Origin of the sequence: Tetzosporium hominis (assembly GCF_002265435.1) — a bacterium.
Taxonomy (GTDB): domain Bacteria; phylum Bacillota; class Bacilli; order Bacillales_A; family Planococcaceae; genus Chryseomicrobium; species Chryseomicrobium hominis.
The window spans coordinates 1-21684 of record NZ_NOKQ01000216.1 but is presented as its reverse complement, the minus strand read 5'-3'; the positions used below and the strand labels follow the sequence as shown (position 1 = coordinate 21684).

At 40.6% G+C, this 21684-nt stretch carries 18 protein-coding genes; 13 read left to right on the top strand and 5 right to left on the bottom strand.

The annotated features are described in order from the left end of the window. The first annotated feature begins 226 nt into the window (after positions 1–226). A complete protein-coding gene (locus tag CF394_RS08490) occupies positions 227–1729 on the top strand; it encodes a primase C-terminal domain-containing protein (RefSeq protein ID WP_094942953.1) in 1503 nt (500 codons plus the stop codon). Positions 1730–1845: 116 nt separating this feature from the next. On the opposite strand, the gene CF394_RS08485 is transcribed toward CF394_RS08490, so the two are convergent. Beyond that, positions 1846–2166: a helix-turn-helix domain-containing protein gene (locus CF394_RS08485; RefSeq protein ID WP_094942951.1), complete on the bottom strand. Its 321-nt coding sequence runs from the start codon at positions 2164–2166 to the stop codon at positions 1846–1848. 276 nt (positions 2167–2442) lie between these two features. Between CF394_RS08485 and CF394_RS08480 the strand changes: the two genes are divergently transcribed. From CF394_RS08480 to CF394_RS08430, 11 genes are all read left to right on the top strand, one after another. Then, the gene (locus CF394_RS08480; RefSeq protein ID WP_094942950.1) at positions 2443–3381 is read left to right on the top strand and encodes a replication initiator protein A; all 939 of its coding nucleotides are present in this window, start codon (positions 2443–2445) and stop codon (positions 3379–3381) included. A 218-nt stretch (positions 3382–3599) separates the two neighbouring features. Then, positions 3600–3824, top strand: coding sequence for a hypothetical protein (locus CF394_RS08475; protein ID WP_079523993.1), 225 nt, complete (start codon positions 3600–3602; stop codon positions 3822–3824). Positions 3825–3851: 27 nt separating this feature from the next. Continuing rightward, on the top strand, positions 3852–4886 hold the full coding sequence (locus CF394_RS08470; protein WP_094942948.1) for a TraC-like domain-containing protein: 1035 nt from the start codon (positions 3852–3854) through the stop codon (positions 4884–4886). Positions 4887–4897: 11 nt separating this feature from the next. Continuing rightward, positions 4898–6772 (top strand): VirB4 family type IV secretion system protein, encoded by a 1875-nt coding sequence (locus tag CF394_RS08465; protein ID WP_165767511.1) that lies wholly within the window; start codon positions 4898–4900, stop codon positions 6770–6772. Between the two features lie 14 nt (positions 6773–6786). After that, complete coding sequence (locus CF394_RS08460; protein ID WP_094942947.1) at positions 6787–7869, top strand: peptidoglycan DD-metalloendopeptidase family protein; 1083 nt, start codon at positions 6787–6789, stop codon at positions 7867–7869. After that, positions 7866–8399 (top strand): hypothetical protein, encoded by a 534-nt coding sequence (locus CF394_RS08455; protein WP_094942945.1) that lies wholly within the window; start codon positions 7866–7868, stop codon positions 8397–8399. The genes CF394_RS08460 and CF394_RS08455 overlap by 4 nt, the downstream gene beginning before the upstream one ends. 21 nt (positions 8400–8420) lie before the next feature. Further along, positions 8421–8672 (top strand): hypothetical protein, encoded by a 252-nt coding sequence (locus tag CF394_RS08450; protein ID WP_094942944.1) that lies wholly within the window; start codon positions 8421–8423, stop codon positions 8670–8672. Beyond that, positions 8672–9700, top strand: coding sequence for a conjugal transfer protein TrbL family protein (locus tag CF394_RS08445; RefSeq protein ID WP_243370761.1), 1029 nt, complete (start codon positions 8672–8674; stop codon positions 9698–9700). Before CF394_RS08450 ends, CF394_RS08445 begins: the two co-directional genes overlap by 1 nt. A 13-nt stretch (positions 9701–9713) precedes the next feature. Further along, complete coding sequence (locus tag CF394_RS08440; RefSeq protein ID WP_094942942.1) at positions 9714–10451, top strand: hypothetical protein; 738 nt, start codon at positions 9714–9716, stop codon at positions 10449–10451. A 21-nt stretch (positions 10452–10472) separates the two neighbouring features. Then, positions 10473–11399: a hypothetical protein gene (locus tag CF394_RS08435; protein ID WP_094942941.1), complete on the top strand. Its 927-nt coding sequence runs from the start codon at positions 10473–10475 to the stop codon at positions 11397–11399. Between the two features lie 78 nt (positions 11400–11477). Continuing rightward, positions 11478–11729, top strand: a complete 252-nt coding sequence (locus CF394_RS08430) for an AbrB/MazE/SpoVT family DNA-binding domain-containing protein (RefSeq protein WP_094942939.1) — start codon at positions 11478–11480, stop codon at positions 11727–11729. A gap of 284 nt (positions 11730–12013) precedes the next feature. Here the strand turns inward: CF394_RS08430 and CF394_RS08425 are convergent, their stop codons facing one another. The 4 genes from CF394_RS08425 to CF394_RS08410 form a co-directional block, all read right to left on the bottom strand. Then, entirely contained in the window at positions 12014–12949 is a 936-nt protein-coding gene (locus CF394_RS08425; RefSeq protein ID WP_094942938.1) for a hypothetical protein, read from the bottom strand. A 556-nt stretch (positions 12950–13505) separates the two neighbouring features. Beyond that, positions 13506–14668 (bottom strand): IS3 family transposase gene (locus CF394_RS08420; protein ID WP_094942936.1). Its coding sequence is split into 2 segments (ribosomal slippage): positions 13506–14392 and positions 14392–14668, totalling 1164 coding nucleotides; the frame shifts between segments, so codons are not numbered across the junction. Between the two features lie 436 nt (positions 14669–15104). Then, positions 15105–19730 (bottom strand): NACHT domain-containing protein, encoded by a 4626-nt coding sequence (locus CF394_RS08415; protein ID WP_094942935.1) that lies wholly within the window; start codon positions 19728–19730, stop codon positions 15105–15107. A gap of 195 nt (positions 19731–19925) precedes the next feature. Continuing rightward, a complete protein-coding gene (locus tag CF394_RS08410) occupies positions 19926–20816 on the bottom strand; it encodes an AlbA family DNA-binding domain-containing protein (protein ID WP_094942933.1) in 891 nt (296 codons plus the stop codon). A 244-nt stretch (positions 20817–21060) separates the two neighbouring features. Between CF394_RS08410 and CF394_RS08405 the strand changes: the two genes are divergently transcribed. Then, positions 21061–21630, top strand: a complete 570-nt coding sequence (locus CF394_RS08405; protein WP_070778430.1) for a recombinase family protein — start codon at positions 21061–21063, stop codon at positions 21628–21630. Positions 21631–21684 lie beyond the last annotated feature (54 nt).

Genomic DNA, 21684 nt, shown 5'->3' with positions numbered 1-21684 from the left:
GTAGAAAAGTAGAAATTTCTACTTATGCGAGAAAGGCATTCATTCTAACAAAAGTAGAAAAGTAGAAATTTCTACTTATGCGAGAAAGGCATTCATTCTAACAAAAGTAGAAAAGTAGAAATTTCTACTTTTGAAACGCTAGAAACGTTGATTTGACGCTATTTACTTAATGTTTTTAATCCTTTAACTTATGGAGAGATACGCATAGTTAGAGGGGGCCACTTGATTGAATATCGTCTTAGAAACCATATTGAAAGATGGAATTTATACATATAAACATAAACATTCAAAGGCCAACCTCCCTCTAAAAGTAGAAGCTTTCAAAGTTGAAGGGAAAACCAAAAAAGGTGCTATCCCAGTTGTCCGGTCTAAAGAGGACCTTCTAACACCTAGCGGTGTAAAAGGATATGTTCTTACATCTCTTGAGTCGTTGACTGAAGATGTGAATGTACTTTCTCATTGGAGCCCGAATGTCTTCAACTATCTGACGTATACAGACGATCAGAGAAGATACATAAAAGGTCATGAAGAGAAGAACCTGCAACAGATCAACACATTTGTCGTCGATATCGATTCAAAGAGACAGTCGTATACGGATATCTTATCTGCAGCTGTTGAACATAGCGTTGGGGCTCCCACAATTGTTCTTGAGACTCCGAAAGGGTTCCAGGTCTATTTTGTATTGGAGACACCATTCTTTATCAGCAACAAGAACGACTTCCGTGGTCTGAAGGTGGCCAAACGGATCTCAGAGAACATCAAATTGAGCTTGGCGAAAGTCTTGCATGGGGTAGACGTCTCATGTAATGACTTTGGCTTTTTCCGTATACCTAAAAAAGAGAATGTACGTTGGTTCTCAAAAGAGTGTGTATTTGATTTTGGAAACCTCATTTCTTGGTCGAGACGTCAAGACGATGACCGTGGGCGAGGTCTTTTTGTCGTGTCCCAAGAAAGAAGAGAGAATGATGTGACCGAGACTGCGTGGTTCCGTGAATTATTACGTACACAAGACGTCAAAGGAACTTCAGGGCAGCTTGGTCGTGACAATCTCATGTTCACATTGGCCCTTGCTTGCTATAGCGCAGGGAAGGGGAGTGACGAGGCTCTTGATTTACTTGATGAGTACAACTCACGACTCAAAAGTCCGGTACGTCATACAGAGGTTGAGAAGATCGTCCGAAGTGCATACAAGGGACGATTTAAAGGAGCCAGCAAGACGTACATCAAAGAACTTCTTGGTGCATGGAGCATCAAAAAAGATGTAAAGATCGAGACGTCTCGAAGTGGATGGTACAAGTTCAAGAAAGAACGTGAAGAGCGTGTGCGCAGTCATTACGAAGAGTGGGAAGAGGACTTGCTATCTTATATCGATGAGATGACGAAACTGGACCGCCCAGTCCACTGGACGACGCAAAGTGAGATCTGTGAGGAGATTGGGATTCCTCGCAGCACATTGAACGAGGTCATCCGTCAATCTACAAAGATCATGGTCAAACGGATCGGAAAAGGACGTGCAGCAAAGACAGGACTCACCTCTGTTGCTGTGCTACTTCAGTGTGCCCTCAGCTATCAGAAGACTCATAGACTTCAGTACATCGTAAACCTAGAGCTGTTCCTGACAGAAAAAGAAAATGAGACGGCTGTCGGGGAGCTTCAAAACCAATTAGATATTTATAAAAGACTACAAGATGCGAGGGGAGGACCGATGGATAGAGCGAACTCTAGTTAATTGTCCAGTATGCCAATACATATCTGTATACGTGTGCTTTTTACTCTCATCTGTATCTGTTATCCATCAATCTTTTTTAACCAAATAGAAAAACATCCAGCTTAAAACCGGATGTCTTAGGTGTTGTCGTTATTCTTTTTTATTTCGGGAAGGTATTCTTCAAAGCGTTCAAACAATCTATCCAATTGCTTGTTTTGGAAGTCTTCTTGAAATGCTCTGATGAACACTTCCTCAGGATTGAAGCCAAGTGTGTTTGCATAGTGAATGATCCAACCAAGTGAGTAATTTTTAACGCCTCTCTCGATCTGAGAGATAGTAGCAATATTGATGTCTGTCATTTCTTTGACTTCTTTAAGTGTAAGTTCTCTTTCAAGACGAATGGATTTTAGAGCCCCACCAATCTTTTCATAGATATTAGGTTGTGATTGAGACGTCATATGAAAAATCCTTTCGGAACGATTGTATGTTCCATAATCTGTGATATACTAAGTCCAATAATTTTACTTATAAATAAAAAAATCCCTACAAACACCTCTATTGATAGTTTGGCGACGGTCAATAAAGGTGCGGTCGAGTAGAGAGGTCCTTTGATTAATATATCTTGATTATAGCATATATCTTCTTGTTGCGAAAAGTTCGTTTTTTCGTATCGTGAAGTGTTTAAGTGCTTGAGGACCTTCATTCTTTCAGGGAGTGGAAGGGGACGAACAATCATGACAGGCAAGTATAACATTCGAGAAGAGGTGGCCCAGCGATTCTATAGGCTACCGAAGATCTTCTTTACAAGCGAGCGCTACAAGAAACTGAGTAACGATGCAAAAATAGCCTTTGCGATCCTTCAGGACCGATTGGACTTATCGATCAAGAACCAGTGGTTCGATGAAGAGGGAAACATCTTTTTTCTCTACGGAAATCAACAACTTGGAGATATCCTGAACTGCAGCAAACCAACTGTCATTAAAATCAAAAAAGAGCTTAATCAAGCGGAACTTTTGGAAGAGAGACGCATGGGTCTTTCTCAGTCGAACCGACTCTATTTACTAAAACCTACGGCTGACCTGACCGATATAGAGCAATTCAAAAAGCTTGATGATACGCCTCAATCCCTTGGGGGAGAAGAGAAGTCAAAAATTTTAACTTCAAGAAGTAAAGATTCTTTACCTCAAGAAGTTAAAGATTTTAACACTAATGATACTGAACTTAACGATACTGATTTTAGTGATACTGAATATAAGATCAATCAATTAAGAGATACACACGTCCTACCTGAAGCTATTCTGGATGCCCTTATGAAGAACAAAAAGAGATTGATGGATGATGCAATTGATTTGAAGGATATTGTGAACCATTACCTCGCACATCAGGATGTCTTGTCAGTCCATCAGTATGCAGATGCGCTGCAGTATTCGCTTGAACGGACTCCAGGAAAGATTCACAGTATCACAGCGAGACTGACGAAAGCTGTGGAAGACAAGCGACGTTGGCTAAGCGACCAGTCAAAACTGGTCATTCCAAAAGATCGTACCGAGAATGTGCCCGAATGGTTGAAAAAAGATGTTCATGAATCAAAAGTTACCAATGAGATCAGTGAGGAAGAGATCGAGCAAGAACGTCAGAGATTATATAGAGAGTTAGGCATAGAGGGGTCCTAGTGACCCTTATTTTTTTATTTATAAGTAAAATTTATTATAGGTAATAATAGGGAAAAGGTCTTTTATTGTAAGAAAAAAGGCACTTGAAACGAAAAAATCTGTTTTTTTTTGGGATTTTAAAAGGGTTAAAAAGTAATGGTAAAAAATTGGGATTTTATATTGCCCGTTTTTAGGCAACTGTGTTAGAGTTTAGACAACAGAGAAAGGTGGTGGCAAAAATGTTCGAGAGAATTTCTGGATTCTTAAACACATTGTTCGCAGATATGCAGACGACGTTCATCACGATCTTCATGATCGGGTTACTTATCTGTGCGATCGGAGTATGGGCAGGAGATGAACAGTCATCACCCAAGTTCAAGAACGGTTTGAAGCTATGTGTCGTCGGAGTCGTCTTGTTCCTACTCGCAAAACCAGTGATCGACTACATCCAGACGAATCTATAAGACTACGTAAGAAAGTATGTGATACCGATGCGTTCAGACTCGTATTTAGAGCGTCAAGAACGATTGCGAGAGAGAGGGAAGGTAGAACTTCCACTCAATATCGATACAAAGAAGTATCTCTACGGAAACATCTCGTTCCAAGACGTGTTCATCGTGACGCCGTTCCTTGTACTCGGTGCAATCATCTCCTACGTGTTCTACCAGATGGACATCTTCAATCAGCAGCTCTTGCTCGTGGCATTTGTTCCAGCGATGCTCGTGACGGTGTTCCAACTTAACAAGCATCCGGTTCGGAAGAACCTGTCACTCCTTCAGTACAAAGTGATCTGGAAGCTACGGGCACGTCACAGACAGAAAGAGTTCCATTATGCGAAAGGGGCTTTGCCGATGAACCGAAAAGAACGAGATACTCGGACAGAACTGGGACTTGCGAACATCGCAAACGGTTGTCTCGAATCCTCAGACGGTCGGTTGATCAAAGTGCTCGAGGTCTCATCCATCAATTTATCGCTCATGAATGAGCTGGCGAAAGAGAACGTGCTGTCGGCCTATCAAGCGTTTATCAATGACACCGGAGAGAAACAGATCCAGTTGATGCAGGTGGCGCAGCCGATCAATCTGACGAACTACTTGATGTGGTTCAACGAACAGGTGGACCAGAACTCGTCGTATGCCAAACGGATGTTGAAGCAAGGATATGCGAATCAGATCGACCGTATCCAGAAATCAAAGAACATGGTGACCCGGAAACGGTATCTGGTGATCTCAAAACCGTTCTCCAATTCACCAAAGGACTATCTGAAACTGGAGACGACCGCCAACATCTTGCAGACAAAGCTTGAACAGATGCTGTCAGGATACGAGAAGCTCGATGTGAAGATCTTAGAGAACGATGAGCTATTGAAGTTCTATTATGCGTGTATCGACTTTGAGAATGCACAGGCGCAAGGACAGAACATCGTCCACAAGACGAATGCAAAACTCGATGTCGTGGTCGGAAAGAACACAGCCAAGGCACTTGTCGAACAGTACAAGACCTTACTCAACGACCGATTCGAATAGGAGGTGGGAGCATGGTGTGGAAGCCGAGATGGTTACAGCCAAAAGAACAGGCCGAGATGACATTTGAAGACACAGTCACTGGAATGAACGAGACATTGCTCACGGCCATCGCTCCAGACAATATTACAGAATACGATTCATCGGTACGAGTCGGATCGAATTACACTCGGACGCTCTTGATCGTCGATTACGACCCGATCCAGGACCAGAGCAAGATCCAACAGGTGACGGAGATCCCGGAGAACGTCTCCCTTGTCCATTACTTGCAAGAATACAACCTCGGCGAGGTACGCTCGCAGCTCGTCAAGAGCATCAAACAGAACCGCATGAAAATGAACACCCGATTTGCGGATGAACAGACGATCATCGAGTCCGAAGGACAGATCGAGAGTGCATCTGAGATGTTGCGAAACCTTTCGTATCGCAACGATAAGATCTTCCTTTTCCATACACTCATCCATTTAGTGGCGAGCTCACAAGATGAACTCGACCAACTGACCACGACCGTCAAGAGCAAGTTTTCCAAGATTGGGATCATTCACAATCCGACAGACCGAGCTGTAGACGCCTTTCGCTCATTTCTCCCACTCAACAGCAACAAGGTCGAGTCGCTCACGTACAAGATGAGTAACTCCGAAGCCATATCGTATTTTTTCCCTTTTCATGAGAACGAGATGTTCTCCGAGACCGGTCTGATCAAAGGGCGCAACATGACGACCGGCAATGTTGTGATCGTCGATGATACGAAGCTCTTGAACCGTCACGAGTTCGTGATCGGGATCTCTGGTATCGGGAAGTCGACCTACCTATTCGCCAACATGACGAACAAGCACATGCTCGGCCGGAAGGTCATCACAGTCGACCCCAAAGGAGAGTTCGGACGCAATTATGCGGATCTAGGCGGTGCCTGGGTGAAGTTCCAGCTGAAGGGCGGGAATCGTATCAATCCGATGGACCTCCCGAAAATTAGTGAAAAGATCCAGATGGAAGAGTCGGAGCTCGGCAACATCTTGCTGACGAAGATCTCGAATCTACTTGTCATGTTCAAACTCATGTACAACTCGATGACCGACCTACAGGAAGATATCTTGAGCCGGTACATCCAAAAGGTCTACGAAGAGAAGGGAATCGATGAGACGACCGACGTCAACGGTCTATCTGTCACGGACTATCCGATTTTAGAGGACCTCTACAAATTGATCGAGCGAGACAAAAAAGACGATCCACCACTCTACGACCGGATCCGTGATTTTCACACGACACTCGAGACCTATGTATTCGGCATCTATTCGGAACTGTTCAATGGACCAACGAACGTCAATATCGCAAACGACCTCATCTGTTATGACCTGAAAGAGATGAGCAACAACGAGAAGATCCAGAGGATCCTCTTTTATAACATCTTGTCGCATACGACGTATGAAATCATGAGTGGCGACCGGGAACCGAGTGACATTTTCATCGATGAGGCACACGTCATTGCTGATCCGAAGGTACCGAAGGCGATGGAATTTATCTACTTCATGATGAAGGTCTTGCGTTCGTTCAACTGTGGTATCACGACAGCGTCTCAATCGGTCGAAGACTTCTTGTCAGCACGTGACGAGAACCGCAACTACGGAAAAGCGATCATCACACAGTCCGTGCAGCGTCTTTATCTTCCAATGAGTGAAGAAGAACTGAAGTACCTCGAAGAAGAGCTTGGGAACACGTTCTCGAAAGAGGAGCGCTCTACGTTAATCTTGAAGGATGGGAAGAAGAAGGAACAGGCTGGGAAAGGCATCTTCTACACCGGTTCAAAGAAGATCAAACTCGAGGTCCAGCTGAACGAAGTGACCGAAAAGCTCTGGTTTGAACAAAAAAGTATCAATGAACTTACGATGTAAAAAGGGATGATGGTATGGATCCACGACAGACAGCAAAGACGATCGGTTCGATCTTACTGACAAAGATACTGTTCAGTCCGCTCGGACTGATTGCGGTAGGCGTGACGTTTCTGTTGATTCTCGTGCCTGTCTTCATGTCCGTTGCGAGCAAAGGCGAAGATTTCAACCTAGATGACCCTGATAGTAATCTGAATGCTCTCTCAGGCGGTGTAGGAGGCGCTTACTGCGCTGTAGACGGAGAAATCAATGAAGAGCTCTGGTCGGCACAGTTCGCTTCAGCAGGCGTGTTCTCGGGCAAAGAAGGCGTGTTCCTTCGAGTCGCCGAAGAACAGGGGATTGATCCGGTCCTCATGGCAGCCATCGCACTTCATGAGACAGGGTACGGGACATCCTCAGCTGTCGTGGAGAAGAACAATCCAGGAGGGTTGATGGGGTCAGGTGGTCTCTTTGTCTTCGATACGCTTGAAGAGGGCATTGAATCGATGGGGCAGACCTTACACAACCGCATCATCAAAGACGGTCTGGTGACGATCACAGACCTTGGCTCGGTCTATGCACCGATAGGAGCTAGCAACGACCCAACGAACTTGAATGTCCACTGGGTCCCGAACGTCACGAAAGTGGTTAGCTCGTTAGGTGGATTGACGATGAACTGTGAAGTACTCGTTGGAGACTTTGTCCAACCGATCCCGAATGTCGTCATCAACTCGAACTTCGGGATCCGAGTTCACCCGGTCACCGGAGAGATCAAAGCGCATGAAGGCGTGGATCTTGCGTGTCGTCGACCGGACCCGATCTTCGCGGCGAAAGGTGGCCGTGTCGTATTTGCGGAATACCCGAAAGGCAATCTCAGTACGTACGGAAATGTTGTCGTCGTCGAGCATGAGAACAAGCTCTTCAGTTTATATGCTCACCTCAGCAAGATCGATGTCGAGGTCGGCCAGATGGTCGGCCAACTTGAAAAGGTCGGAGAATGTGGGACGACCGGCAGATCCACTGGAGACCATCTCCACTTTGAGATCCACACGGACCGGATGTTTGGGAACCGGGTCAATCCGATGGATTATCTGACGACAGGGGAAGGTGATGACGAGTGAGGCAACTGAACCTAGCAACGATTCTACTAGGGATGAGCACGCTGGCACTAGCTCTTGTGAGCTTCAATCTCTATTTCAGCAACAAAGACACACAAGAGGCGAACGAACGCTTAGAAGAGCAGATAGAGCGCTTGGAGATGGATGCTGGTGAGACAGAAGCTATTTACTCCGAGACAGAGGCGTTCCTCGATGCCTTGTTTGAAGGGAAAGCGCTCGATTATTTTACTGAATCTTATCGGACCGAAGTAGAAGGCGAGTTGACGGATGAAGAGTCGATGTACGAAGAGGAACAGAGTAACGCAGAAGAACTTGAGATCTTCAACATCTCCGTCAGACCCCAGGAAGAGGGATATAAGGTCTACGCCATCTACCGTGTCACAGTGGCAGGGGTGGGGGAAGAACAGCAGCGAGTGATGTATCTGATGTCACAGATAGAATGGCTTCAAGACGATGAGTGGAAGGTCGATTCACATGATCTAGAACCACTCGTATCAGGAGAATCGGTCGAACAGGCGATAGGAACCGAATGATGTCGAGAGAGGGTGGGTGAGATGAGAGATACATTACAACGTGTTGTCACCATTCAACAAGGCGTACAAAAGAAGATAGATGGATGGATACAGCGACTTTCAAGGTCAGCCATCGATCAAGAAGAACGACGATATGAACTGATGTACGGCAAGCCACTCAGTGAGAAAGAAATCATGGAAATCAAGAAAGGTGTCGTCGTTCGCTATGCAATGATGTTGGTCGTCCCAGTGATTGTGATCGTATTGACGGTGCTCAATCAGGGGGTGATGTGATGCCGAAATGGATGAAGTTTCTGTTGATAGCACTGATTATTCTACAAGTTTTTTCCCCATATGTTGTGCTCGCAGAACAAGGGGAATTCATGGAAGATACACTTCAAGATTATAAAGAAACCCAATCAAGTAATGAGAAAGTAGAAAGGGCAGAGTCTTACATGAAGAATGTCCTTTATCTTGATAAATATGATTATGATACCAATCAATTCGATTGTAAGTGGCATGAGATAGGGTGTCATACCAATGGCTTTTTCTTCACTACAATCAGTGGTTTCGTTTTTGGGGCGATTGATAGCTTTAGCAAATTCCAAATAGACTCAAATTTTATTATGGGAAATCCAGTTTATGAAGGATATATGCTTAATTTCAAAACTCTGGCGTGGACCATTGCGGCTATCTTTATCCTGTGGCAGACTACAAAAATCATCATTTTATATAGTGGTAACGGCGAAGAGGGGATGAACTCCCTTCAAGACAAGTTAGTGGCTATTGTGACAGGGGGCATTCTACTAGGAATCTACTCACAGTTATTCGAATGGCTCTTGGAACTAACACATTTGTTGACGGAGACGATGTTGACAACTCCGGCCACACACTATGACATTATGCAGGTGATGGCTGTCAACGCAGTTGGATACGGCTTGGTATTGATGATTGTAGTTTCAGCAATCTTGTTTGTATTCTTCCTATCTGTCTTATACCGTACTGTTCTATTCGTCATCTTGTACATTACAGGTGTCTTAGCGATTCCAACAATCGTGAATGACCAATACAATTTCTTTAATCTATGGCTGAAGACAGTCGTGAGTAACATCCTGACATTGACACTTCAACTACTTTGTTTTGTATTAGGTATCAAAACATTGGTAAGTTTAGAAGACGGAAATATGGTCGTAGGCATGATCTTTTTCTTAGTAGGTCTTTCAATTCCTACTCTTCTGAATCAGTTCGGTGCATCTACAGGAACTGCAAGGTCTGTAGGTTCATCCGTAAAGTATGTGGCGAGATACGCAGTTCGAAGATAAAGGAGATGTATACATGAAGAAAGTACTTTTAGTTCTATTTCTACTAGCTATGATGAGTTTATTAGTTGCATGTAATTCGAATGATGAGGAATCGAATAAAACAAATGAAAGTAAAGAAGTTTTTACAGATGAAGATATTCAAAAAGCTGAAGATATGGTCTTGTTTCTAAATGAACGATTGGCAAGTCTAGAATCAGAGGTTAATCAAAAAATAGAAGACAAAGAGCTACAGTTCGAAGATGAAAAGACGTTCAATGAGTCAGTTCAGGAATTAGCTTCAAAGACGATATTTACTGAACTTGAAGAAAACTATGGAAACGCTTTTGTATCTGGTAATTCTGATGACGTAAATAACAGAATTTACTTTAATACAGTGAGTAGTGAACCATGTAGCCTTGGTCATTGTAAATATGATGGGATAGAAACAATGGAGGTAGAGGTGAGCGATACTGAAGAGTATCAATCTACTAACTTTATTGTCACGGAATTAGTGTTTGTTAACGCTAATTACAAATATGAAAATACTGAGGAGGAAGAATCGGCTGAGATTCGGTTTGTGAAAACAAAAGATGGCCAATTGATGGTCTCCTCTCATCCTGCTTTAGATATAAAGTCCGTTGATCTTAGAAAGTTTGATGAAGAATACAACAAGATCCAATCTAATGTACCTGAGAGTGAAGTAGAGTCCGAACAAGAAGAGTATCGAGATGAAGTCAAAGAGATCCTTGATCTTTATCCAGAACTTCAATAGTAATGAAGGTGGTGAAAAGAAATGGTCATTCGAACGATTGCTAACCGTGTAGGAACTATGGAAATCAATCAAGATTCGGTTTATTTTTTGCAGCCTCTGACGGCTTTTGAAACAGACGATATGGAATCAATTGAACAAGCTTATGAGAAGTCATTTGCACGTATCAAAGAACCGACATCTTTAGTGCCGGTAAAAGAGATCGCTTTTCAGGCGGGACAGATACGTTATGAATACGATGTGAAGGGATTAATGTCATTTACAGCAATTCGAGCTTTTGAATTTGAAGAGAAACTCCCCTTCTATTTAGAATTGATCAATCTAGCGAAAGATCAACAAGTCAAAGTACTTTGGCAAAAAGAGAACTTCGTAGTAGATCGAGAGGCGAAACGATTATTTGGAATGGTCATAGAGAATGACGTCATGTCTATTGCTTACAAGAAAGATCCTGTATCGGCTGTGAAAGAATTAATCATTATCTCTTTGACCAAGCTGAATGAGCTGATAGATAGACCAAAGAGGATGGATTTCTTAGAACCAAGTGAAGAAGTGATTCGATTTGGGGAAACGATTTTCCTGAAACTCAATTCACTTGATGAAATAGAAGGATATATCCAAGAAAAGATAGACCAGTTTGGGGAGCAAAAAAGAGCTGAGGAATTAGAACAAGAAAGGCTATTGAACGAGCGCAGCGGGTTTGAAAAGTTTCGTGCTCATCTGAAAAAGAAAGTTCAGTTTCAGAATGCTAAACCATCAACCTCTAAAAAGAAGTTCAAAAAGACTAACCAACAGGGCAACTCAAAACTATTTGTTGGAGTAGCCATTATCTTACTTTTAGCATTTGGATTAAATATTGCTTTGACGCAAGCTACTGAAGAAAAAAAGAAAGAAAATGCTTTTTATAGTGAATCTAGTGAAGAATATTTCACTAGCACTCAATTTGTGAATTAAGAATCGTGAAGTATCGATTATAATTAGTTTACTTGATTTCGAGAGAATCTAGGACTGATAGAAGTGAGGGGGGATGATGTGCATACAAAGCGAATAACAAATCATGGACGAATGGTGATTCCAAAGGAAATTTTAGATGTCTTTCAGTTAAAAGAAGGGGATCGGGTGGATATTACCCATGATGAGAGACGAATCATCATTGAACCACATCGGCAGAGGTACGTATGTGCTGTTACGGGTAAAGTAACGGATGAAGCGATCCGTATTGGTGAAGCATGGATCAGTAAAGAAGGATTAAAGCAAATAATAAAATATATGAATTCAGATTAAATACTCTTAGAGCACAAGGTAACGTTGTGCTCTAAGAGTACTTTGCTTCGAACGATTAATAAAGATATTAGAGGAATGTTTTAATTAAACCGTGTTTATAAATAAAACAATAGACACTCAAGAAATATATATAAACAAACAAGGCCTTTTCTTGTATGTAGTTTATAACGCTCATTGAGAAAACTGATATTAATATTTCCAAAAAGAAAAGCACCATCAATGTATGATGGTGCTGCAAAGTATATGCATCAACTAAGGGGATTGATTAGCTGATCCCACATATATTAAGCGATTTGATTTTCAGATGGAAACAGTGAGGCAATTTGTTCTTTCCATCCATCTAAATGGATAAAGCGATGCTTGTGTAGATTGCCAGAAATGATTTCTGCCTTTGTCAGTTGCGAAAGGTGGTCCCAATCGCTTCCATCGAAGACATAAGTGGCGTTTCCATACTCAGCATTTTCGAAGATAAAAAGATTCTGCTTGGTGAAGCCGAAAATGATATAGCCTCGGTAACCGTTTTTTCCGATGACATGGAAGTCGGGTTGATATTGAGAAACGGTTTCGATTCGGTCAGCAATGATAGTCTTTTTGCCTTTCGACATGTTCTCCAAGACTGGGGTCAAGTGGCTTTTGAATTGTTCCCAAGGCATTTCTCCTGGAGGGAGGATGTCCCAATCAAGCTTGATTGGTTTCGGGATTTCGAATGACTTGAAATCCTCTTGGAAAATTTCTGCCTGTTTGAAAATCTCAAGCAAAAGATTGATGCGATGGACGATAGCAGTTTCTTCTGTTTCACCTTTGGTGATAGAAGAGCCTGCTATAAGTACCAGGCGTTCATCTTTTTTGAGAAGTTGCAATTCGACCCACGGGGGAAGAATCGCTTTTCTTGGGTAGCGTTTGTAAGGGATGTCGACCGTTCGAGAGTGAGAGTTTCCTCCCCAATCGGTCCATTCCCAATGTTGCTGACGGTAAGCTGTTTCTTTGGGTTTGTCTCGCTGAGGAATGAATTTCCCAATCGCGTTGAATTTGCTGACAGACCCCAATCGAGGTGATGGGACCAGCGACACGCCTGGATTCAAGCTTTCGAATCCAATTTGCTTGAGGCGTTCAGCAATCTCCTCTGTGACGGTCAGACCAATGTAGGCCATTTCCCCTTCTGTTACGTGCATCATGTAGTTGTGTGCTTTTCTAATTCGTTTTTTTCCAGTAATCTTCATAATTATCCTGTCTCCTTCGTCTTGTAGTTGATTTGAAGGAGTAGGAAAAGACTCTATTACGGCAATTTAAACCTTTCCCTCCTATGGTGCTTGTTCCAATTAGGGATTATTTCAACTAAGACGAAACAAATTAGATCGAGGATATATTACGAAATTCTTTTAGAGAATTTATGAAATCACTTGCAATCGTGATTTTTGAGTTGTAATATAATAAACGAACGTATTTGCAAAAGGTAAAAGTTGTTTAGAAGAAAGTAACCATATCTGATGTTGGCGCATCAGTTCTAACGAAACGAATTTGAATAGAGTGTTAGTCCTACTCCACCTTATATTATAAGGTGCTATTCGTCGTTATGTCAATAGTCATAGGGACGAAAGGTGCATAAAATTTTCAAAAACCCCCTTTTATAAAATATTAACCAGCTCAGTTGAAAGCCGAAAATCATCGAGTCCTATAAAAAGTTGAGCTTTTGAATTGCAAGATCACAATTAAACCATCGAAAAGACCGCGAATTAGACTGACCTAGCGATATGAGACAAATATAAAACACCCTGATTAGGCTGCCAGTACACCATATTTTAAAGGTGTCAGGTAGCCTAATTTTTCTTGGATACGCTCTTCGTTATAATACTTCATAAATTGATCCACATGATCTTCAACCTCTTTCAAGGTAAGGGAATTAAATTTAATATACTGGAACTCCTCTGATTTTAGGTTTGAATGGAAGGACTCGATAACAGCATTGTCCCACCAGTTACCTCGTCGTGACATACTGCTTACCAAATTCTTTTCTTTGATCCGATTCTGGTAGATGTACGATGTATAGACACTCCCTTGATCAGAATGCACAATGACCCCTTTGGGGTTACCTCGCTTCTCCAAGGCTTCCTCCAAAGTATGGAGCACGAGAGGGCTCTGTTGATGGCGATAAAGTTTATACGCGACAATCTCATTGTTGAAAAGGTCCATCATCGTAGAAAGATAAAGGGTCTCTGGCCCATATTGAATATAGGTGATGTCGGTGACCCATTTCTGGTTTGGCTCGCTTGCATGAAACTCTCGCTGCAACAGGTTTGGGGCAACAATCACAGACTCGCCTTGAGATTTCCATTTTCTCTTCGGTTTGACCCTGCATTGAAGGTGGTGTTTCTGCATGATCTTTTGTACAGTGTTCCGATTCAGCTTGATTTGATGGTCACGCTTCAACAGTTCTTTGATCTTACGGTGGCCATATCGATATTTTGTCTTTTCGCAAAGTTCGATAATCGCCTCTTCTGCCTTGGAGAGCTCGACGAGCTCTGAGTTTGCCCATCGATAGTAGGTAGATCTGGGTACATTCAATACGGATAGTATAGCTGTTATTGTATACCTCTTGCGTAACTGCTGGACTAAGCGGAGAACTATCTCTTTTTCAACTCCTTTTCGATTGCCAAGTACTTTTTTAAGATTTCATTTTCCTGCTTTAGATGATTCATCTGACGCTCTTTCTTCTCTTCAACGCTTGAATCATCCGGTCCATGTCCAAATGTATATTGTTTACCTATCGGTTGATCGAATCGATAGACCTCGTTGTCTCTAAACCATTTCATCCATGTCTTGATCTGAGATACATTCTTGATTCCATACTTCTCCATGATCTCTTTGTTTGAAAGATTTCCACTCATCTTTTCTTTTACGACTGCCCACTTGACCTCATTTGAATATACATTTTTGCCCATTCAAAAACACCTCCGAATTAACACTTTGTCTAAGTGTATCATCTCGAAGGTGTTTTATATTGTCCCATTAAATTAGGTTAGTCTAAATGAACATTATAATTAGCAGTCTTTTTTTATTTATAACAATGGAACATCATAACCAATATTAGAAACAAAAAAAGCACCAGTATGTTGCGCTACTGCTTTCATTAGTATTTATAAGAAAGTGGCACCTTTTCATTTGGTGGAGAGAAAAGTACAAATTTGTATCCATGAAAAGAAGAGATAATTTCAAAATATGGGAAAGTAAAAATGCGTTCATCAATACTTCGCCTGTGAGTTCAGTCGTATGTATTTCAATGCATTAACAACAGTTTTGTAATCTATTTTACTCTATCCTCTTAAAATTCAATACCTGTCACACACGTAAAATGTTGAATCCAAGATTTCACGTGTGCTAACTCTCCTCATCTTTCACCAACAATTCTCGTAGTTTGCCACCATCCTCATAAACAATCCAGGTTGTATCTCTTTGTAGGAAAAATTTACCGTGCTTGTCTCTAACTTTCATGGAGGGTTCTCTTAAAATACGGACTCCCCAAATCATCTTGTACCCATGGTTATCGAGTGCTTGCTCTAACAAATCCTGACTAACATATAACAAGGACTGACTGTTTCGATAAGCCTGTCCTACAAGAGAGTGAAACGCAACTAATTGTTTATCTTTATTATAGTAACGCCAACCGTCACCCTCTGTTATATCTAAGAGTTCGCGTAAGAACTTGGATGGTAATTGAAACGTGTACTCTACATCCTCATTTCTCATAAGATGTGTCGTCTCAACAACTGTTTTGTACAAAGGATATTCCACTAGTTTATTATTCTCAACTGAATTAATCTGGAATAACTGATTATCTTCCTTCAGCCAAGTCATCCAAGCAAGTGAGGATGGATCCATATATGAATCGGATCTTGGTGATGCAAAGAAATTCATATTCATTGGCTCAAAATGAGACAACAAGCTTGGATTTCCTTCACTACAATCTAACTTAAATTGGTCAAAGTTATCTTTCTTAACGGCACAACTTTTAATCCACATGATGGAATCAGAAAGTGTATGTGGTTCTGTAAGAACGGAAAAGTTATATAAACTCACCCAGTTTCCTTTTGCGCCTACCTTTTCTAATACAGGCTTTAACTTTGATTCATCTGCATTGATCCATTTACTTAAATCTGGAAATGGAGCTGTTCGAAGCCATTGTATAATATCACTCTTTTCTTGCGATTTTAAGTGTTGAACTGTAGGAGAAAGATCATTTGGAACGAACCACGCCATCTGGTCTCTTCGTTCATCCAGTGAGATATCTGACAACTCTTGTAATGGGTTTGGAATGTCTAATAGCAATGAATAGTCGTCAATCATTTCCGCTTCTCGCCCATTATCGCCATAAACATATAGTGGAATTCGATTAGCAAAATAACCTAGCATGTCATGTACCGCACACCAAGCATATTTTTCGGCAAATTGCATGATAGTACTTTGACTTCCATGCGTTGCTGTATGATAGTTACGCATGATCGCAACATCCACACCGATAACTTCTCCCGGTTTATCTCCATTAGGTTGTCCGTAGAAATCCTTTTCATTCCATCCCATTCGATAAATAAACGACACTACAAATCCTAATGCCAATTGGTGTGGGGTCAAATCATTTAGGCCATTCTCTAAAGCATGCTCTACTAATAAATTATGTGCATCATTTTCATATCGCACTGGAGTGAAAGTCGACTTATTCCATTCTTCATTAACATCCATTCCATTAATTGAATCTAGAATATCCTCATCCTCATCTGTTTCAATATCATCCATGAGGTAATCTTTCCATGAATCTATGATTGATTGATGCTGGTCCTGACTTTTGATCATTTCCTTTTTACGTTGCTGCACATAGGACTTTATCGATTCCTTTTCTTTACCATCCTCGATTTTCTCAGCTATCCAGTTTAATTCCTCATCCGTTAATGCTGCCCAAGGATTTGTCTCGATCGAGTTATCATCAACACAATCTGATTGTTTGGTAACAAAAAAATTACTGTAACCGCTTTTTATGACATACCAGCCTAAATCCCCCGAAATTGGACCGAAAGTATCTGAATTTGCTTGTGCAGCTTTTACATCGATTGGCAAATTAGCGGAAGAAGAAGGGAATGGTGGACGCGCTTTTTCAACGACTTGCTTTTCTACATGTCCATACAGATAGGCACGTTCAACAAGGGCTCTACCTGCATATAGTATGACAGCATTATAAAGCTCCTTAATTTTCGGTTCGACAAATACTTCTGCTAAAGCCCAGTCCGCTAAAGCTTTAAGTTCTGGCTGATTCGTCAGTGTACTTGAAACAGCAAAGGCACAACAAATTAAGTCTTCTTTCATTTGTGGATCATTTGTTGAAAAGGTTAGCTTTATTAATTGAATAAACTCGGCCGGGTTTTCTTGCCCCCATTTCGTCAGTTCTTTTCGGCACTTTTGCCGAACACGGTTATCTACATTCGTTAATTGCCAAGCATATAAAAGGGGTAGGCCATCATGGGTGTCAGAAGCAAGCAAGCCACTATTTGCATGGTTAACAAATATTGTGCCATTCCCTTCCCAAACGGCATTGTTCTTTCTAGGTAAATATTCTGGAACCGACCAAATTAAATCACGCTCTGCTGCAGTTTTAAAATCATTCAATGTTTCGTGTAGTAGAATAGGTCCCAATGGGTGATTCTTAATACGTGCAATTTTCACCATTAGCTGATTTACTACTTTACGATTCGCTGACATAGAATGTGAAATAATTTTTATTACTGCCTCCGAATAGGGCTCCTTTCGGTTAGGCGTTACGTTAGCTAATGTAAACAACTGTAGATCGAATAGGTCGATATATGTCGAATTGTCCCATAACCCGTCCTTACCAACTAGCCGGTTATAATCTTGAAGTAAGATTAGGGCAGCCATTTGAATCGTCCCTTGACGATAACTAAGTTCCTGTGGCAGCTCATTATCGTTTTCTTTTATTACTTTATCGACCAACTGCATGGCTAGTAAATAATCCATAATTGGCTGTAAGGCAATTTCATATTTTCTAACAGGGGGAATTAAAGGGTTCTGCTCACTTGTCACAGATTCAGACAGTAAACCGTAACTAACCATATAGTCCACTAGCCGTAAGGCAATGCGTTCATCAAGCAAGGCCACAGACTGTGCTTCCATGATTATCTTAGATAATTCAGGACGATCGAACATCCTTTGTTTTACTGCGCGATTTGCAATCGTAACCAATGCCCTCAAAACGACATGATCTTTCAGACCCCATAACTCTCCTAGTCTTGTGGTTATTTCCCTATCGACAGCATCAATTTTATCTCTTAACAAGTGTGCAATTGTATAGGAGACGTCCTCCAAATTTGATAATTCTTTTCCTTTATGTTGTTCACAAAATAATCGTAAAGCGAAAGGAGTCTTAATACTCCAACGTAGCCAGTTGATGTCATCTGGGTTAGTGAAAGTAATGTTATAGAACTCTGTATAAGCAGGAAATAATTGATTTACGGATGAGTCCCCTTCCGTTGGTAGCCGTAATGTTCTAGGTGTTAAATCTTCGTTATAAACATACGGTCTACTAGTAACCGCAAACTTCAGTCGACGATAGTTTCTTTGTATAGCCTCTAATTCTCCAATCCTTTCTTTCCACCTGTCCCAGGGTATCGATTCATCAAGGCCATCCACACAAACGAGTACTTGGGTTAAGCCTTCAGCTATCTTAAGGTCTTGGTTATCGTTTTTTGCATCACGAATGTCGCATCTTGCTGCACATGCTTCTAAACCGCGCCAAATTTCATCCTCACTCCAATTGGATGATATGCCGAGTGCTTCAATCAATATATCACGCCATGATTTTTCAAATCCATACCGCTTCGCTTGGATTATCAATGCCGGTTTCTGCTCCACATCCAAATACTGTTGAACACCATTTGCTAGTCCGTGTGTTTTTCCTGTACCAGGTTCACCTAATATTAAAATCTGATCGTTTGAAAAATTTTCGTGTATGGTATCAATTACATCCTCCACATCTATTTGATAAATAGTTTTAAGAGATTTTTTTAAGTCGGACTGATTGATGGAATATACAGATTGAATTGGTTGATTCTTTAAATAAGTAAGACACTTGTCTACATCAGGATAATCATAAGATAATAGGTCAAGAGATTCACCGTTGTATTGAATCATGATGTGGAGACGAGATACATTAGTTCTCATTTGAAGTAAAAATTTTTCTATCTTTTTCAATTCGTTATTTAGCTTTTTATTTTTATAAATGGTTTGACCAAACTGAATCTCACTGGTCAATTTATCTAACTTTCGGTCACACTTCTGCAAGGCTTCCACTGCTTCCATCCTCTTGCTCTTTTCTCCTACTAAATGATGGAGGGCAGATTGTATGAGACCTTGTCCATGTAAAGAAGGGATATACCTTTGATTTAGCCAACCTGATTTAGCTTTTGCAAATTGTTGCTTCAATGTCTCAAATGAAATCTCATTTTTTTCAAACCAATACCGATACACGTTGCCTGTTTGATCTTTTTGTACTTCTTCTCTTAGTTTTGTTTCAGTCCAAAGCTCAATGGTTAAATCAGGAAAAGAGATATTCATCTCCGATATAAGTTTATCCCAGCGGTCTTGTTCCGTTGTTTGTGCTATCCCTTTTTTGGAAGCTAAGTCACGCGGAATGCAAACAATATAGTGCTTCATGTTCGGTCTAATTTTCATCGCGGTTTTGATCGAATTTCTAATTTGACTAATTTCTCCAGCACCAATTGCCTGTAAAAACCACTTTGATTGCACGCCAACAAAGGTACCATTCAAAAGCAGAGCATATGCCTCGACACCTCCATCGCCACCAGATCCGTTTACAACAGTGAAATAAGAGATACTGCCTTTGTAGGTTCTTCTGCACCACAATTCAAACAACTGATTAGCAAAAGCTTCAAATGCTTTCGTAGGTGCTTCTCCATGCTTATGAAACATCGTCCAGTCCATTTCGATTCGCTCCTTATGAAGAATCTATTTTCTATCAATCCAATTCGATAAATCACAGTCATTAAAAGTCATCGAACGACTCCTAAATTTCTATTGCTAATTATTTTAAAGATCATTATATCCTTAATAAAATTTTCTTATTATAATTTGCCCGATTATAATTTCGAGTTTCTACTATAAAAGAATATAACTTTGTTATTTCTTTATTTTAACCTTCCATAAGAAGTCACCTCTAGCAAACACCATACTACCATTTGCTGTACCTAGATATTCATTCCCTAACGTATCAATCAAATACAATTTAAAATTTAAGTCTAAGTCAGAATGGCCGTATTCATCCATTTCTAACCGTAAACAGTCACTTGATTCAAAACCAAATGCGAAATAGTCGGTTACTTCTTCTTTAGGGGATATAGGCAAACGGAAATCCGCACCAGGAATATAACGTGAATGTCCAAACAACCGATGCTGTGTGCGCATTCTTTTTGAATCCCATACTTCTAAATAACCCTTGTAAATAGTAATCGGAAAGTCTGTACAGTTTCTAAAGGAACACTCTAAGGTTGCGCATCCACTTTCAGCATCCGTTGCACTCAAAAAACGGTCAAGTATATGAATTTCGAACGATCCTTGTTTGTAGAAATAATCAAAATCTGCACGCATGGCGAAATCATTTTTGCTACCTCGGCGAATATAGCAGAGCCCTTTATGCAAATTACCATATTTCTTTTTTAGTAGATAAGGTTGGGCTTTTGGTTCTACGATTTCAAGGACCGCTAACAAACGATTGTTATAGATAAGATAATTCAAGTGACAAGTCAATTGAGGTTCAATGTTTTCAAATATCAATTCTTGATAGGTAGCTGCATCAACCGGTTCTTTAATATCAAACAGTTCCTTCTCTTGTCCGACTTTTTCCTTTACGCCGAATAAGATATAGCGGGATCCATTTACTTTAGCATTTGCCATTGCTAATACATCTTTTATCAAATCCTCATAATTTGCTTTAACGTATAATCCTTTTTTGAAATCTAAGTATTCTGTTTCTGATTGGGTAAGTAGATTCTTTAGTAAATTGATATCCATAATATTCCTCCTCCACAGTTATCTAATTTTATCACTATGGATAGAATATTTTGACTAGTAATCAATATATTTATCACAATTTACTCTATCAAAAACGATGGTTTTTGAGAGGATTGAGAAGAAGATGAAAATCTTCTTCTTTTTTATTTCTTATTATTTCAAAACTCATATCAAAAACTATGTTTCTAAAACGTATGTTTTTGTTACAATTAATCTGACAATTAATTTTGAAAGGGACGATTTTATGATTATTGGTTATGCTCGAGTAAGTACAGTTGACCAGTCATTAAATTTACAGCTAGATGCTTTAAAGGAGTTTGGTTGCGAAGAAATTTTTCAGGAGAAATTATCTGGGGCTAAAGATGATCGACCTGAATTACTTCAAGCAATAAAGATGTCTCGATCTGGAGATAAATTTGTTGTATACAAATTAGATCGACTAGCGAGATCCACCAAACGGTTAATTGAGATTGCTGAATTGCTTCGAGAGAAAGAGGTGGAGTTTGTAAGCATTCAAGATAATATTGATACCGGAACAGCTGCAGGTAAAGCGATGTTTGGAATGCTATCGGTATTGGCAGAATTCGAACGAGATATTATTCGCGAAAGGACAATGGCTGGATTAAAGGCGGCACGTGCAAGAGGGAGAAAAGGCGGTCGGCCAAAAGTAAATCAACAAAAGTTAAATCAAGCCTTAGCACTTTATCATTCAAAACGAATGACTGTTAAAGAAATCCAAGAAGCCACTGGTATTTCAAGTGCTACTATATATAGAAGTATTAAAAATGAAATAGAGTCGAAGAATCAAAATTAAGAATTAATATATAGCCCAGTGGTAATATGTCAACCGAAAAAAATGAGTGAATTG